Origin of the sequence: Acidovorax carolinensis (assembly GCF_002157145.1) — a bacterium.
Lineage (GTDB): Bacteria > Pseudomonadota > Gammaproteobacteria > Burkholderiales > Burkholderiaceae_C > Acidovorax > Acidovorax carolinensis.
The window spans coordinates 926,508-940,080 of the sequence record NZ_CP021361.1; the positions used below are offsets into that span (position 1 = coordinate 926,508).

The 13,573-nt window shown below is 65.5% G+C and carries 11 protein-coding genes and 1 pseudogene; 5 read left to right on the plus strand and 7 right to left on the minus strand.

From position 1 onward, the window contains the following. Positions 1-107 precede the first annotated feature (107 nt). Positions 108-1,073, minus strand: a complete 966-nt coding sequence (locus tag CBP34_RS04370; protein WP_208616370.1) for an aliphatic sulfonate ABC transporter substrate-binding protein — start codon at positions 1,071-1,073, stop codon at positions 108-110. A 387-nt stretch (positions 1,074-1,460) separates the two neighbouring features. Between CBP34_RS04370 and urtA the strand changes: the two genes are divergently transcribed. From urtA to urtE, 5 genes are all read left to right on the plus strand, one after another. Then, on the plus strand, positions 1,461-2,723 hold the full coding sequence (gene urtA, locus CBP34_RS04375) for an urea ABC transporter substrate-binding protein (RefSeq protein WP_094097404.1): 1,263 nt from the start codon (positions 1,461-1,463) through the stop codon (positions 2,721-2,723). A gap of 159 nt (positions 2,724-2,882) precedes the next feature. Further along, on the plus strand, positions 2,883-4,463 hold the full coding sequence (gene urtB / locus CBP34_RS04380; RefSeq protein WP_094097405.1) for an urea ABC transporter permease subunit UrtB: 1,581 nt from the start codon (positions 2,883-2,885) through the stop codon (positions 4,461-4,463). Positions 4,464-4,484: 21 nt separating this feature from the next. Then, the gene (gene urtC / locus CBP34_RS04385) at positions 4,485-5,627 is read left to right on the plus strand and encodes an urea ABC transporter permease subunit UrtC (protein WP_094097406.1); all 1,143 of its coding nucleotides are present in this window, start codon (positions 4,485-4,487) and stop codon (positions 5,625-5,627) included. Next, entirely contained in the window at positions 5,624-6,499 is an 876-nt protein-coding gene (gene urtD / locus CBP34_RS04390) for an urea ABC transporter ATP-binding protein UrtD (protein ID WP_094097407.1), read from the plus strand. Before urtC ends, urtD begins: the two co-directional genes overlap by 4 nt. 924 nt (positions 6,500-7,423) lie before the next feature. Beyond that, positions 7,424-8,128 carry an urea ABC transporter ATP-binding subunit UrtE gene (gene urtE / locus CBP34_RS04395; RefSeq protein WP_094097408.1) on the plus strand — a complete coding sequence of 235 codons (705 nt, stop codon included), beginning with the start codon at positions 7,424-7,426 and terminating at the stop codon, positions 8,126-8,128. 48 nt (positions 8,129-8,176) lie between these two features. On the opposite strand, the gene CBP34_RS04400 is transcribed toward urtE, so the two are convergent. From CBP34_RS04400 to ltnD, 6 genes and pseudogenes are all read right to left on the minus strand, one after another. Further along, positions 8,177-9,007: an urease accessory protein UreD gene (locus CBP34_RS04400; protein ID WP_094097409.1), complete on the minus strand. Its 831-nt coding sequence runs from the start codon at positions 9,005-9,007 to the stop codon at positions 8,177-8,179. A gap of 98 nt (positions 9,008-9,105) precedes the next feature. Then, the gene (locus tag CBP34_RS04405; protein WP_086926761.1) at positions 9,106-9,633 is read right to left on the minus strand and encodes a nucleoside deaminase; all 528 of its coding nucleotides are present in this window, start codon (positions 9,631-9,633) and stop codon (positions 9,106-9,108) included. A gap of 195 nt (positions 9,634-9,828) precedes the next feature. Further along, entirely contained in the window at positions 9,829-10,626 is a 798-nt protein-coding gene (otnI, locus tag CBP34_RS04410; protein ID WP_086926762.1) for a 2-oxo-tetronate isomerase, read from the minus strand. A 33-nt stretch (positions 10,627-10,659) separates the two neighbouring features. Then, positions 10,660-11,348 (minus strand): annotated as a pseudogene (locus CBP34_RS04415) (class II aldolase/adducin family protein). 17 nt (positions 11,349-11,365) lie between these two features. Then, positions 11,366-12,637, minus strand: coding sequence for a 3-oxo-tetronate kinase (otnK, locus tag CBP34_RS04420; protein ID WP_094097410.1), 1,272 nt, complete (start codon positions 12,635-12,637; stop codon positions 11,366-11,368). Then, a complete protein-coding gene (gene ltnD, locus CBP34_RS04425) occupies positions 12,634-13,545 on the minus strand; it encodes an L-threonate dehydrogenase (RefSeq protein ID WP_094097411.1) in 912 nt (303 codons plus the stop codon). The genes otnK and ltnD overlap by 4 nt, the downstream gene beginning before the upstream one ends. Between the last annotated feature and the right edge of the window lie 28 nt (positions 13,546-13,573).

Genomic DNA, 13,573 nt, shown 5'->3' on the forward strand with positions numbered 1-13,573 from the left:
CGGTGACTTGACCGGCGGGGCCGTTTCGTCCTGGCTGGGGTGTTGCAGCGCTTGCCGCAATGGGCGCACCGTCGCACAGCTGCTGTAGTGCCTGCCGTCCCGGGCCGTTAAAGCGCAGGCGCCCTCCAGACGATGTCTTTTACCTGGATCTTGCGCGGGATGATGCCCAGCGCTTGAAAGGTGTCGGCCAGTTGCTGCTGCTGGGCTATGTGCGACTCCGTCACGGGGCCCAGCGAGAACTCGGCGCGCGCGAACGCGGTGGTCCAGGACTTCACGTCAATGCCCGTGGCTTCGGCGGCCAGTGCAGCCAGCTCCGCGCGGTGGTGGCCTGCCCACACGGTGGTCTTGCCGATCTCTTCGAGCGCGGCAGACAGGGCTGCCGGGTATTGCGTGGCAAAACTGCGCGATGCGATGTAGTACGACGAACTGGTCAGGCGCTTGTCCGACGTGTCGGCGATCACGCGGGCGCCGTACCGCTCCACCGCGATGGCGTAATAAGGGTCCCACACCACCCAGGCGTCGATGTTGCCGCCGTTGAAGGCCGCCGTGGCGTCGGCCGGGGACAGGTAGGTGGGCACGATGTCGTCGAACTTCAGGCCCGCCAGGGCCAGCGCCCGCACTGTGACGTTGTGGGCGCTGGAGCCTCTGCCAAACGCCACCTTTTTGCCCCGGAGATCGGCCAAGGAATGGATGGGCGAGTTGCGCGGCACCAGCACCGCACTGTGGCTGGAGGGCGAGGCGGCGGCGTACACCAGGTTGGCGCCACCCGCCTGCGCGAAGATGGGCGGCGTGTCGCCGACCGAGCCCAGGTCGACGGCGCCGGCGCCCAATGCCTCCAGCAGGGGCGGACCGAACTGGAATTCAATCCACTTGACGCTGGCGACGCCCAGCGCTTTGAGCCGGGCTTCAATCACCTGCTGCTTCTTGGCCAGCACCAGGATGGCCGAGCCTTTCTGAAAACCGATCCGGACTTCCTTGGGAAGGGCAACCTGGGCTCGCGCACGCAGGCCCGACAGGGTGGCGAGTGCCGCGAGTCCGGCACCGAAGGTACGGCGATTGAGCATTTGCTGCATGGAGAGGGTTCCTTGTTGGCGGTAGGTGCACTCCCAGGGGAGGTGCGTTCAAGAATGGCTGTCTGGTTGCCGGTGCCCGTTGGATGGCGCATGTTGGGCTGCAAGCAGCTCGGCACAGGTATGCAGCGTAGGCGCGCGGGGAGCCGGTGTCGAATGCGCAAAGTGCAGATGCTTATGCGAAGTGCGGTTTGAATCCTGTTACGAGCACCACGGGTGCAGGTGCCCTGCCCAGCAGGGCTTGGGCGCGTGCCGGTGCCTGCGGCATACGCCACCCGGCGTATTTCCGATCGGGGGTGCAGTCTCCAGAATCCATTCCATCGACCGACCAAAACCCCCTTCGGGGCCATCGGGCGAAGCGGTTTGAAACCACCCACTGGAGAAGCACACATGCAACGTCGTTATTCCCTCAAGGCCCTCGCGGCCGTCGCTGCGCTCGCTGGCCTGTCTGCGCTGCCAGCCCACGCCCAGGAGACCATCAAGGTCGGCATCCTGCACAGCCTGTCGGGCACCATGGCCATCTCCGAGACGGTGCTGAAAGACACCGTGCTGATGGCGATTGACGAGATCAACGGCAAGGGCGGCGTGCTGGGCAAGAAGCTCGAGCCCGTGGTGGTGGACCCCGCGTCCAACTGGCCGCTGTTTGCCGAAAAGACCAAGCAGCTGCTGGGCCAGGACAAGGTGGCGGTCATCTTCGGCTGCTGGACCTCGGTGTCACGCAAGTCAGTGCTGCCGGTCGTGGAAGAAATGAACGGCCTGTTGTTCTACCCCGTGCAGTACGAGGGCGAAGAACTGTCCAAGAACGTGTTCTACACCGGCGCCGCGCCCAACCAGCAGGCCATCCCTGCGGTGGACTACCTGATGAGCAAGGACGGCGGCGCGGCCAAGCGCTGGGTGCTGCTGGGCACCGACTACGTCTACCCCCGCACCACCAACAAGATCCTGCGCGCCTACCTCAAAGCGAAGGGCGTGAAGGATAGCGACATCGAAGAGAAGTACACCCCGTTCGGCCATTCGGACTATCAGACCATCGTGGCCGACATCAAGAAGTTCAGCCAGGGGGGCAAGACGGCCGTGGTGTCCACCATCAACGGCGACTCCAACGTGCCGTTCTACAAGGAGTTGGGCAACGCGGGCCTGAAGGCCAAGGATGTGCCCGTGGTCGCATTCAGCGTGGGTGAGGAAGAGCTGCGCGGAGTGGATACCAAGCCGCTGGTGGGCCACCTGGCTGCCTGGAACTACTTCCAGTCCATCAAGAACCCGGCCAACACCGAGTTCATCAAGAAGTGGAGCGACTACGCCAAGGCCAAGGGCATTGCCGGCCACAAGGACAAGCCGCTCACCAACGACCCGATGGAAGCCACCTACATCGGCATCAACATGTGGAAGCAGGCGGTTGAAAAGGCCAAGAGCACCGACACCGACAAGGTGATCGCCGCGATGGCCGGCCAGACCTTCAAGGCGCCGAGCGGCATCGTGAGCAAGATGGACGAGAAGAACCACCACCTGCACAAGAGCGTGTTCATCGGGGAGATCAAGGCCGACGGCCAGTTCAACGTGGTGTGGAAGACGCCCGGCCCCGTGAAGGCCAAACCCTGGAGCCCGTACATCGAAGGCAACGACAAGAAGAAGGACGAACCCGAGAAGAAGTAACTCCCCTGAGGCGCTTTGCGCCTTCCCCCCGCTCTCGCATCGCTGCGCGATGCGGGCAGGGGACGCCCCCAGCGCGGCGGGGCGGCCCTTGCGCGGGGGCGCTGGTATGGGCTGTGCGCGTGGCACAGGCCGACCGCCTTTTGACCGACTGGCCCTTCCATGCTTTCCTCACTATTTTCACGGCTGCTTGCCTGCATACTGTTGTGTGCCACGGTTCAAGCGAACGCCCTCACTGCCGAGCAGGCCCTGGCCATGGCCGCTGGCGAAACCGACGACCGTGTGGCCGCCGTGCAGCAGGCCGTGGTGGAGCCCAGCGAGCGCACCGCCGCCTTCTTGCAGGCGCTGGCCGACGACGCGGTGAAGGTTGCCGATGGCAAGGCGCTGATCGTGCGCGATGACAAGGGCATCGACCCTGTCACTGGCGCCGAGGTCCCTGTGCCCGCCGATGCCGAAGACATCATCAACAACAACCGCATGCGCGGCGAGATCGACACGGCCCTGGCGGGCCTGGCGCTGTTTGGCAAGGACGAAACCCAGCGCATGGCCGCCGCCAAGGCACTGACCAAGGAACCGGATGCAGGCCGTCTGCCTCTGCTCGACAAGGCACTGGCGCAGGAGACCAACGACAAGATCAAGAACCAGCTGGAGCTGGCGCGCGCCGCCACGCTGCTGGGCAGCGACGACCCCGCGCAACGTATCGCAGCCGCCCAGGCACTGTCGCTCAGCGCCACACCTGATACGCGGCTGCTGCTCAACGAACGCGTCACCGTCGAAGAAGACGCCAAGGTGAAGGCCGCACTGCAGGCCGCCCTGCGCGCCATCGACGGCCAACTGGCCTGGGGCGAGCGCCTGGGCGCGGCATTCTCGGGCATCAGCCTGGGCTCCATCCTGCTGCTGGTGGCGCTGGGCCTGGCCATCACCTATGGCCTGATGGGCGTGATCAACATGGCCCATGGCGAGCTGATGATGATCGGCGCCTACGCCACCTATGTGGTGCAAGGCGTGTTCCAGAAGTATTTTCCGGGTGCATTCGACTGGTACCTGGTCGCTGCGCTGCCCCTGGCCTTTGGCGCCTCGGCCGCCGTGGGCGCGGTGCTGGAGCGCGGCGTGCTGCGCTTTCTGTACGGCCGCCCACTGGAGACGCTGCTGGCCACCTGGGGCATCAGCCTGGTGCTGATGCAGCTGGTGCGCACGATTTTTGGCGCGCAGAACGTGGGTGTGGAAAACCCCGCCTGGATGAGCGGTGGCGTGCAGGTGCTCTCCAACCTCACGCTGCCCTACAACCGGCTCGTCATCATCGGCTTTGCCATTGCCGTGCTGCTGGGCATGGGCTACCTCATTGGCCGCACACGCCTGGGTCTTTTTGTGCGCGGCGTCACGCAAAACCGCCCCATTGCCTCGTGCATGGGCGTGAACACGGCGCGCATCGACACCATGGCCTTTGCCCTGGGCTCGGGCATTGCAGGCCTGGCGGGCTGCGCGCTGAGCCAGGTGGGCAACGTGGGCCCCGACCTGGGCCAGAGCTACATCGTCGATGCCTTCATGGTGGTGGTGCTGGGCGGCGTGGGCCAACTCGCAGGCACCGTGTATGCGGCGCTGGGTCTGGGCATTCTCAACAAGTTCCTGGAAGGCTGGGCGGGTGCCGTGCTGGCCAAGATTGCGGTGCTGGTGTTCATCATCATCTTCATCCAGAAGCGGCCCCAGGGCATCTTCGCGGTCAAAGGGCGTACGGCCGACTGAAGCCACAAGAGACGACAGACCATGACTACGCCAACCTCTCCCAACATCCAACTGCCCGCACCGGCGCCGCTGCTCACGCGCGGTGGCTGGTCGGCCTTTATCGTCGCGCTCATCGTGGTGTGCGCCGTGGCGCCCGTGCTCAACCTGTGGGTGCCTGCGGGCAGCATGTTCCACCTGTCGGACTACGCCGTGGCGTTGCTGGGCAAGATCATGTGCTACGCCATCTGTGCGCTGGCCATGGACCTGATCTGGGGCTACACCGGTATCCTCAGCCTGGGCCACGGATTGTTCTTTGCGCTGGGTGGCTATGTGATGGGCATGTACCTCATGCGCCAGATCGGCCGCGATGGCAACTACAAAAGCGACCTGCCGGACTTCATGGTGTTCCTGGACTGGAAGGAGCTGCCCTGGCACTGGGCACTGTCCGACAGCTTTGTCGCCACGCTGATCCTGATCGTCGCAGTGCCCGGCGCCATTGCGTTCGTGTTCGGCTACTTCGCCTTCCGCTCACGCATCAAAGGCGTGTACTTTTCCATCATCACGCAGGCCATGACGTATGCGGCCATGCTGCTGTTCTTCCGCAACGAGACGGGCTTTGGCGGCAACAACGGTTTTACCGACTTCAAGCGCATCCTGGGCACCCCCATTGCCACCCCGACCATGCGCATGACGTTGTTTGTGCTCACCGGCCTGGCGCTGCTCGGCTTCTTTTTGCTGGCGCGCTGGCTGGTGCGCAGCAAGTTCGGCCGCGTGCTGCAGGCCGTGCGCGATGCCGAAACGCGGGTCATGTTTTCGGGCTATTCGCCGCTGCCCTACAAGCTCACCATCTGGACCATCAGCGCCATGATGTGCGGTGTGGCGGGCGCCTTGTACGTGCCGCAGGTCGGCATCATCAACCCCGGCGAGATGAGCGCTGCCAACTCCATCGAGATCGCCGTGTGGGCTGCGGTGGGTGGCCGCGCCACGCTGATCGGGCCCATCGTGGGCGCGTTCATCGTCAACGGTGCCAAGAGCTGGCTGACAGTGACGGCGCCAGAGTTCTGGCTGTACTTTCTGGGCGCGCTGTTCATTGCGGTCACGCTGTTCTTGCCCGACGGCGTGGTGGGCCTGGTGAAGAAGCTCAAAGCGAAGACGAAGACAACAACGAAGGGAGATGTGCCATGACGCCCGACCTGATGGAAGAAGGCGCACGGCGTCTTCAGGAACGGCACGCGCCGGTGGCGACGGGCCAGACCGAATCCGGTGGCCGTGCCGCGGGCTTCTCGCGCGTGGCAACGCCCGGCGAGGTGGACATCACCCACGGCCGCATCCTGTACCTCGAAGATGTGAACGTGAGCTTTGACGGCTTCAAGGCGATCAACAACCTGAGCCTGGATATTGCGCCCGGCGAGCTGCGCTGCATCATCGGCCCCAATGGTGCGGGCAAGACCACGATGATGGACATCATCACCGGCAAGACGCGGCCCGACAGCGGCACCGTGTACTTTGGATCGACCATCGACCTGCTGCGCCACAACGAGCCTGAGATTGCCAGTTTGGGCATTGGCCGCAAGTTCCAGAAGCCCACGGTGTTCGAGCAGCTCAGCGTTTTTGAAAACCTGGAGCTGGCGTTGAAGACCCACAAGGGCGTGAAGTCGAGCATGTTCTTCCGTCTGGACTCCGCGCAGTCGGACCGGTTGGCGGAGATCCTGCACACCATTCACCTGGAGGGAAGCGTAACGCGCATGGCGGGGAACCTGAGCCATGGGCAAAAGCAGTGGCTGGAGATTGGCATGCTGCTGATGCAGGACCCGAAGTTGCTGTTGCTGGACGAGCCGGTGGCGGGGATGACGGATGAGGAGACGGCGCGGACTGCGGAGCTGTTTCTCACTTTGAAGGGCAAGCACTCGCTGATGGTGGTGGAGCATGACATGGGGTTCATTCGTACCATTTCGGAGATCGTTACTGTGCTGTGTGATGGGGCTGTGCTGGCGCAGGGGACGCTGGATCAGGTGCAGGGGGATGAGCGGGTGATTGAGGTTTATTTGGGGCGGTGATGGTGGCTGCGCGCTCTTTGCTCTGTGACCGTGCAGCGGAACCTCGACCGTTCGGGCTGAGCCTGTCGAAGCCTGGGCTTGTGCGCTGGTTTGGGCGGTGTGCTTGTGTTGAGTGCGGAGGCCGGGAGTCGCCCGGCGTGCGAGTAACTTTCTTTTGCGTCGCCAAAAGAAAGTCACCAAAGAAAAGGCGACTCCCAGTCTGCGACCCCACGCGGTGCGTGGGGGCAAACCTGCGTCGGGGCGGTTGCGGGGTGCGCCGTGGAACTCGCTTTGCGCTGGCGCGCGCCGCTCGGACAACCACGGCGAGTCAGTTCACGAGGCATGGGCGCTGCGACGCCCATGCTCACCCCACAACCGCCCCGCCGCAGGCGCAGCCAGCAGGGGTGGGACAGCCGAAACATCCGAACAGCCACACGGGCCATTGCTTCGCTCGGCTCCGGTTGCGCCGCGCGTGGCGCTTGCGCCCGCGTGTTCGTGGCCGAGCGCAGCAATGGCCCGTGTGGATGTTCGGTTGCGGGTTCCCTTCTGTGCGTGCCGAGAAGCGCAGGGCAGGGGGTGCGTGCGTGTGCCGCAGGACACACGCACTTCGTGCACTGACTCGCCGCAGTTGTTTGAACGGAGCGCGCAGCGCGCAGTGAGTTCTGCGGCGCACCCCCTGACCGAGCATCGCAGGTTGCCCGTAGCGCAGCGAAGGGACACGCACAGTAGGGTCGCCTTTTCTTTGGTGACTTTCTTTTGGCGACGCAAAAGAAAGTTACTCGCACGCCGGGCGACTCCCGGCCTCCGCCCTGCGCTGAAGCACGTCGCACGCTTAGCGTCCCAGCTCCCGCCACTCAGCACAAGCATGCTAAATGCTACAAAATTTATAGCTTATAGCGCTTGCTGAATAAGCGCTAGAGGCCAAAAAAACTCAAATAAACCACCATGCTCACCGTCCAAAACATCAACCAGTACTACGGCGGCTCCCACATCCTGCGCGACGTGAGCCTCACCGCTGCCCCCGGCAAAGTCACCGTGCTGCTCGGCCGCAACGGTGTGGGCAAGACCACGCTGCTCAAAAGCCTCATGGGCCTGGTCCCCATCAAGAGCGGCTCCATCACCTTCGACGGCCAACCCCTCGATCAGGCCAAGCCCTACGACCGCGCCCGCGCCGGCATCGGCTTCGTCCCGCAAGGCCGCGAAATCTTCGGCCGCCTCACCGTGGAAGAGAACCTGCGCATGGGTCTGGCCTATAAAAGTGGCTCCACCCCCGTGCCACCGCACCTGTACGAGTTGTTCCCCGTGCTCAAGCAAATGCTCAAGCGCCGTGGCGGTGACCTCTCGGGCGGGCAGCAGCAGCAGCTGGCCATCGCCCGGGCTCTTACGCCCGGCCCGCGCCTGCTGATCCTGGACGAGCCCACCGAAGGCATCCAGCCCAGCATCATCAAGGACATCGGCCGCGTGATCCGCATGCTTGCCGACAAGGGCCTGAACGGGGAGAAGGTTGCCATCCTGCTGTGCGAGCAGTACTACGACTTTGCGCAGGAGCTGGCCGACGACTACCTGGTGATGGAACGCGGCGAGGTCATCGCGTACGGGCCGGGCAGCGAGATGGGGGCCAAGGGCATCCGCAAACTCGTGGCGATCTGATCGTTGGCACCTTTTTGGACGCTGTTCCAGCGCCCGCTGCATGGCAGCCTACGTTGACCAGATGCGGGGTGGTTCGGCGCCAAGCTGCCACAGGGCTGCACGCCACGCGGCCCGCACCTGCTTGAGCAACTGCATGGCCGGCTCCACCTGCGGGGCCAGCGCGCGCAGCACCACCACCTGCCCGTTGGGGCTGGTGGCGCCTGCGGTGGCTCTGAACGCATGGGCGTCCATCACCGCGCGGGCGGCGTCCAGCGCGGTGTCACGGCGGGCCTTGTCCAGCGGGGTGCCCGTCACAAAGAACAGGCTGGCGATACAGCGCTCCCCGGCCAGTCCCAGCGGGCTCTGCAGCAGGCGGTGGTCGGCCGCGTCGATCACGCCGCGCTCCAGCCACTGGCCGGGCACCTCGATGTGCTGCACGAAGCGACCGGTTTCAAAGGGTTGCCCGGCATGCGGCAGGCCCAGCGCGGTCACGTCCCAGCCCATGCATTCGGCGCCGGGGGCGAGCTTCAGCGTGAGGTGGTTTTCGGCATGGCAGGCGTTGTAGCAAAGCGCCTCCAGCGGCAACCATTCCAGGCGGGCGTTGTCTTCGAGCGTGAGGTGCGTGTGCTGCAGCGCGCGCGCTCCGGCAGATCGGTAAAAGCGCGTTGCGCCCGGCGTGGTGACCAGCCCGTGTGCGCCCGGTCCTACGGTGGCACTGATGTCCAGCGTGTCGCCGCCCACCAGACCGCCCGGTGGGTGCACCAGCACGTTGTGGCAGATGGCGTCGCCCTCGGGGTACAGGCTTTGCAGGATGCGCAGCGGCCCGCTGTGCTCAAAGCGCGCCACGGTGCGGGCGTTCTCCACCGTGTAGTTCAGCTGCAGGCGGGCGTGCCAGGGCATATCGGATGATTCGGTTTGCTACTAAATAAGTAGCTAATTATGAAGGTTGGTCGGGCGCAGCCACATGGGCGACCTGGGGGCGATGGATGGTGCGCGCTTCAGGCAGACCAGAACCCGGTGTGTGGCGCGCTGGATTCCTCCAGCAGCGCGGGGCCCAGGCATTCGACGGGGTGGGTTGCGGTGGCCAGCACGTCGCGGCACGACAGGTCCAGGTCTCGCTGGGCATGGCGGTTGCTGTGGAAGCTGCGCAGCCGCTGGCTGTCGATGCCGAAAACCACGCGGCCGATGCCGCTCCAGAAAATGGCGGCAGCACACATCGCACAGGGCTCGGCCGACGTGTAGAGCGTGGCGTGGGCGCGGGCTTCCCGCGTGAGATGGCGGCTGAGCTGCCGCAACGCATTCATTTCGGCGTGGCCTGTCGGGTCGCCAGATTCGGTGGTCGTGCAATACGCCTGGGCCAGCAGCATGCCGTCGGCCCCGGCGACTACCGCCCCAAACGGGTGATTGCCGCGCGCCCGGGCGGTGCATGCCCAGGCGATGGCCTGGCGCAGGAAGAGGGTGTCGGTTTCGCCCAGCGGCGTGGGCTCATCGAATGCGGGCGGGTAGGCCGACATGAAGGTGTGCATGGTTGTCTCCTGCAGTGTGCCGGGTGTGCGCGCGTGGCGCAGGCCTGCTCACTGCCTGTCGTCACTGGGCCGCCACCCGCGCCATTGCCATGCATTTGGCGTGCCAACAACAATGTGTGACATATCGCAGGAACGCCGGTCTCCGCCACTCAGAAAACATGCCGGGCCTGCACGCTGCAAGACCCAGGGCCCGCCTCAAAGCCAGGGCTTGAGCCATCCCAGCCCGTCCGATGTGGCGTGGGGTGCCGTGCCGCGCGCCGGGCGGTATTCGCAGCCGATCCAGCCGTCGTAGCCCAGGCTGTCCAGCAGCTTGAAAAGGTAGGTGTAGTTGACCTCGCCCACATCGGGCTCATGGCGCTCGGGCACGCCCGCGATCTGGAGGTGGCCCACATTGCCCGTGGGCAGGCACTGGCGGATCTTCATGGCCAGGTCGCCTTCCACGATCTGCGCGTGGTACAGGTCCATCTGCACCTTGACGTTGGCGGCGCCGATCTCGGCAATCAGCGCGTGGGCCTGGTCCTGGCGGCTCAGGAAGAAGCCCGGCATGTCGCGGCCATTGATGGGCTCCAGCAGGATCTGTATGCCGTGCGGTGCGGCCTGCTCGGCGGCGTAGCGCACGTTGGTGATGTAGGCGGCGCGCACGGTGGCCGCATCGGCACCCTGTGGCACCAGCCCGGCCATGACATGGATCCGCGGGCATTGCAGCGCCTTGGCGTAGTCAATGGCCTTGGCAATGCCTTCGCGGAACTCGGCCTCGCGGCCAGGCAGGCAAGCCAGCCCGCGCTCGCCCGCGTCCCAGTTGCCGGGCGGGGCATTGAACAGCACTTGTTGCAGGCCGTTGGCCTGCAGACGTGCGGCCAGTTCGTGGGCGGGGTAGGCGTAGGGGAAGAGGTATTCCACCGCCTTGAAGCCATCGCGGGCGGCGGCGGCAAAACGGTCGAGAAAGTCCACATCGTTGTAGAGCATGGACAGGTTGGCGGCAAAACGGGGCATGGGTTTCTTTCTGTCTGGGGTGAAGGCTTGGCCTCACCACTGCGCGCCAAAGGTCTGGCGCAGTTCTTCAATCTGGGGCCCGGTAAGCGGCGTGGGGCGGGCTGGCACAGCAGCCACAGGCGGGCGGTTTCTTCCAGTTCCTCAAGTACGGCCATGGCAGCAGCCGGTGTGTCGTGCCACACGTTGGGGCCCAGTCGCGCCAGCATCACGGCGCGTACCGGGCTGCCTTGCGCGGCATAGCGGCCGATGGTCTGGGCCACGAGTGCCGCCGCTGCGGCATCACCGGGGCGGTGGTAGGGAATGTGCGGCACGCGGCCCACCTTCATCACAAAGTAGGGGGTGATGGGTGGCAGCAATTGCGCATCCGTTGCCAACTGACCACCTGCAGCGGCATCGGCTTGCAGTGAGCACCCCACCAGGTGCGTGCTGTGGGTGTGGATCACGCAGCGGGCCGGCGCGGTCGTCGATGCCGATGCATCGTAAATCTGCCGGTGCAGTGCAATGGTCTTGCTGGCGCGGTCGCCCGCCACCTGCTGGCCTTGGGCGTCCAGGCGCGCCAGCCGCTCGGGCTGCAGTGTGCCCAGGCAGGCGTCGGTGGGGGTGATGAGGTAGCCATCGGCCAGTCGCACGCTAATGTTGCCAGCGGTGGCATGCACATAGCCGCGCTCAAACAGGCTGCGGCCTACGCGGCAGATTTCGTCGCGGGCTTCGCTCTCATCCATGAAGGCGGTGGTGGTGCTCATGCCGACAATTGTGCAAAAGCCTTGGTGAAGAAGTCGGTACTGCCAAAGTTGCCCGACTTCAGCGTGATGTGCAGGCCGTCTGTTGCATCGGGTGCCACGGCGTGGCACCACGGCACGCCGGGGTCGATCTGCGCGCCAATGCGCATTTGCGTGATGCCCAGGGCTTGCACGCAAGCGCCCGAGGTTTCACCGCCCGCTACGATGAGTTGGCGCACACCGCGCTGCACCAGGCCGCGCGCAATGGCGGCAATGGTTTCCTCCACCATGGCGCCTGCCTTGTCAGAGCCGAGCTTGCCCTGGATGGCGCGCACGGCCGAGGGCTCGGCGGTGGAGTACACCAGCACCGGGCCCTGGGCGATGTGGGCTTCGGCCCAGGCCAGCGCCTCGGCAGCCACGTCCATGCCCGCGGCAATGCGCAACGGGTCGATGGCCATCGCGGGTTTGCCGGCCTTGATGAAATCCATCACCTGCTGGTTGGTCGCCACCGAGCAGCTGCCCGACACGATGGCCTGCAGCCCTTGCGCGGCAGGCAGGCGTGCGGCCTCGTTGCTGGGGGCCACGCCAAAATTGCCCGGCAGGCCCATGGCCACGCCCGACCCGGCGGTGACCAGCGGCATGCCCTTGAGCGCTGGGCCCAGGCGCAGCAGGTCGGCATTCGAGACGGCATCGACCACGGCCATGCGCACACCCTCGGCCTGGAGCTGGGCGATGCGCGCGCGGATGGCGGCCTCGCCCTGCGCGACCACGCTGTGGTCGATCAGGCCCACGCGGCTTGGCGTCTGTGCCTGCAGCACGCGCACGAGGTTGGGATCCGTCATGGGCGTGAGCGGGTGGTTCTGCATGCCGCTTTCATTGAGCAGAACATCGCCCACAAACAGGTAGCCCTTGAACACGGTGCGCTTGTTGTCGGGGAAGGCCGGGGTGGCGATGGTGAAGTCGGTGCCCAGCGCCTGCATCAGCGCATCGGTCACGGGCCCAATGTTGCCTGCCGCTGTGCTGTCGAAGGTGGAGCAGTATTTGAAGTAGATCTGCTCGGCACCCTGGGTATTCAGCCACTGCAGCGCGGCGCGCGACTGGGCAATGGCGTCGGCCGCCGGGATGGTGCGCGACTTGAGCGCGACCACAATGGCATCGGCCTCGGTATCAAGCGGCGCGGTGGGCACGCCCATGGCCTGCACCACGCGCATGCCGGCGCGCACCAGGTTGTTGGCCAGGTCGGTGGCGCCGGTGAAGTCGTCAGCGATGCAGCCCAGCAGTGCGCGTGTCATGCCTTCTCCTTACCCTCGGGCAGTGTGATGCCAGGGAAGATCTTGATCACGGCGCTGTCGTCTTCCTTGGCAAAGCCCGCGGTCGATGCCTGCATGAACATCTGGTGCGCGGTGGCGGCCAGCGGCAGGGGGAATTTGCTGGCGCGAGCGGTGTCCAGCACCAGGCCCAGGTCCTTCACGAAGATGTCCACTGCCGACAGGGGCGTGTAGTCGCCCGCCAGCACATGGGCCATGCGGTTTTCAAACATCCAGCTGTTGCCCGCGCTGTGGGTGATGACCTCGTACAGCGCGGCGGCGTCCACGCCTTCGCGCAGGCCCAGGGCCATGGCTTCGGCGGCCACGGCAATGTGCACGCCGGCCAGCAGCTGGTTGATGATCTTGACCTTGCTGCCCGCACCGGCCTGGTCGCCCAGGCGGTACACCTTGCCGGCCATGCCGTCGAGCACGGCGTTGGCGGCGGCATAGGCTTCGGGCTTGGCCGAGGTCATCATGGTCATCTGGCCCGAGGCGGCCTTGGCTGCGCCGCCGGAGATGGGGGCGTCTACGTAGTGCAGGCCCAGTGCGTTCAGGCGGGCTTCCAGCGCGACGGACCAGTTTGGGTCCACCGTGGAGCACATCACGAAGGTGCTGCCGGGGCGCATGGTGGCAGCTGCGCCGCCCTTGCCGTCTTCGCCAAACAGCACGCTTTCGGTCTGCGCGGCGTTGACCACCACCGACACCACCACGTCGCTCACCGCTGCCAGGGCGGCTGCGGTGGGGTGGGCGGTTCCGCCATTGGCCGCAAAGGCCTCGGCCACGCCCGGACGCACATCGCACACATGGATGGTGAAGCCGTTGGTGCGCAGGGTTTTGGCAATGCCAGCGCCCATGGCGCCCAGGCCGATGATGCCTACGGTGGGTTGGGTCATAGTTCAGTCCTTCAGTGAATCAGGGGGA

What these genes read in the sequence shown, in the direction of transcription:
- urtB (WP_094097405.1), top strand. Translation starts at nt 2,883, where the DNA reads ATGCTTTCCTCACTATTTTCACGGCTGCTTGCCTGCATACTGTTGTGT.
- CBP34_RS04370 (WP_208616370.1), bottom strand. Translation starts at nt 1,073, where the DNA reads ATGCAGCAAATGCTCAATCGCCGTACCTTCGGTGCCGGACTCGCGGCA.
- urtE (WP_094097408.1), top strand. Translation starts at nt 7,424, where the DNA reads ATGCTCACCGTCCAAAACATCAACCAGTACTACGGCGGCTCCCACATC.
- ltnD (WP_094097411.1), bottom strand. Translation starts at nt 13,545, where the DNA reads ATGACCCAACCCACCGTAGGCATCATCGGCCTGGGCGCCATGGGCGCT.
- urtD (WP_094097407.1), top strand. Translation starts at nt 5,624, where the DNA reads ATGACGCCCGACCTGATGGAAGAAGGCGCACGGCGTCTTCAGGAACGG.
- urtC (WP_094097406.1), top strand. Translation starts at nt 4,485, where the DNA reads ATGACTACGCCAACCTCTCCCAACATCCAACTGCCCGCACCGGCGCCG.
- CBP34_RS04405 (WP_086926761.1), bottom strand. Translation starts at nt 9,633, where the DNA reads ATGCACACCTTCATGTCGGCCTACCCGCCCGCATTCGATGAGCCCACG.
- otnK (WP_094097410.1), bottom strand. Translation starts at nt 12,637, where the DNA reads ATGACACGCGCACTGCTGGGCTGCATCGCTGACGACTTCACCGGCGCC.
- CBP34_RS04400 (WP_094097409.1), bottom strand. Translation starts at nt 9,007, where the DNA reads ATGCCCTGGCACGCCCGCCTGCAGCTGAACTACACGGTGGAGAACGCC.
- otnI (WP_086926762.1), bottom strand. Translation starts at nt 10,626, where the DNA reads ATGCCCCGTTTTGCCGCCAACCTGTCCATGCTCTACAACGATGTGGAC.
- urtA (WP_094097404.1), top strand. Translation starts at nt 1,461, where the DNA reads ATGCAACGTCGTTATTCCCTCAAGGCCCTCGCGGCCGTCGCTGCGCTC.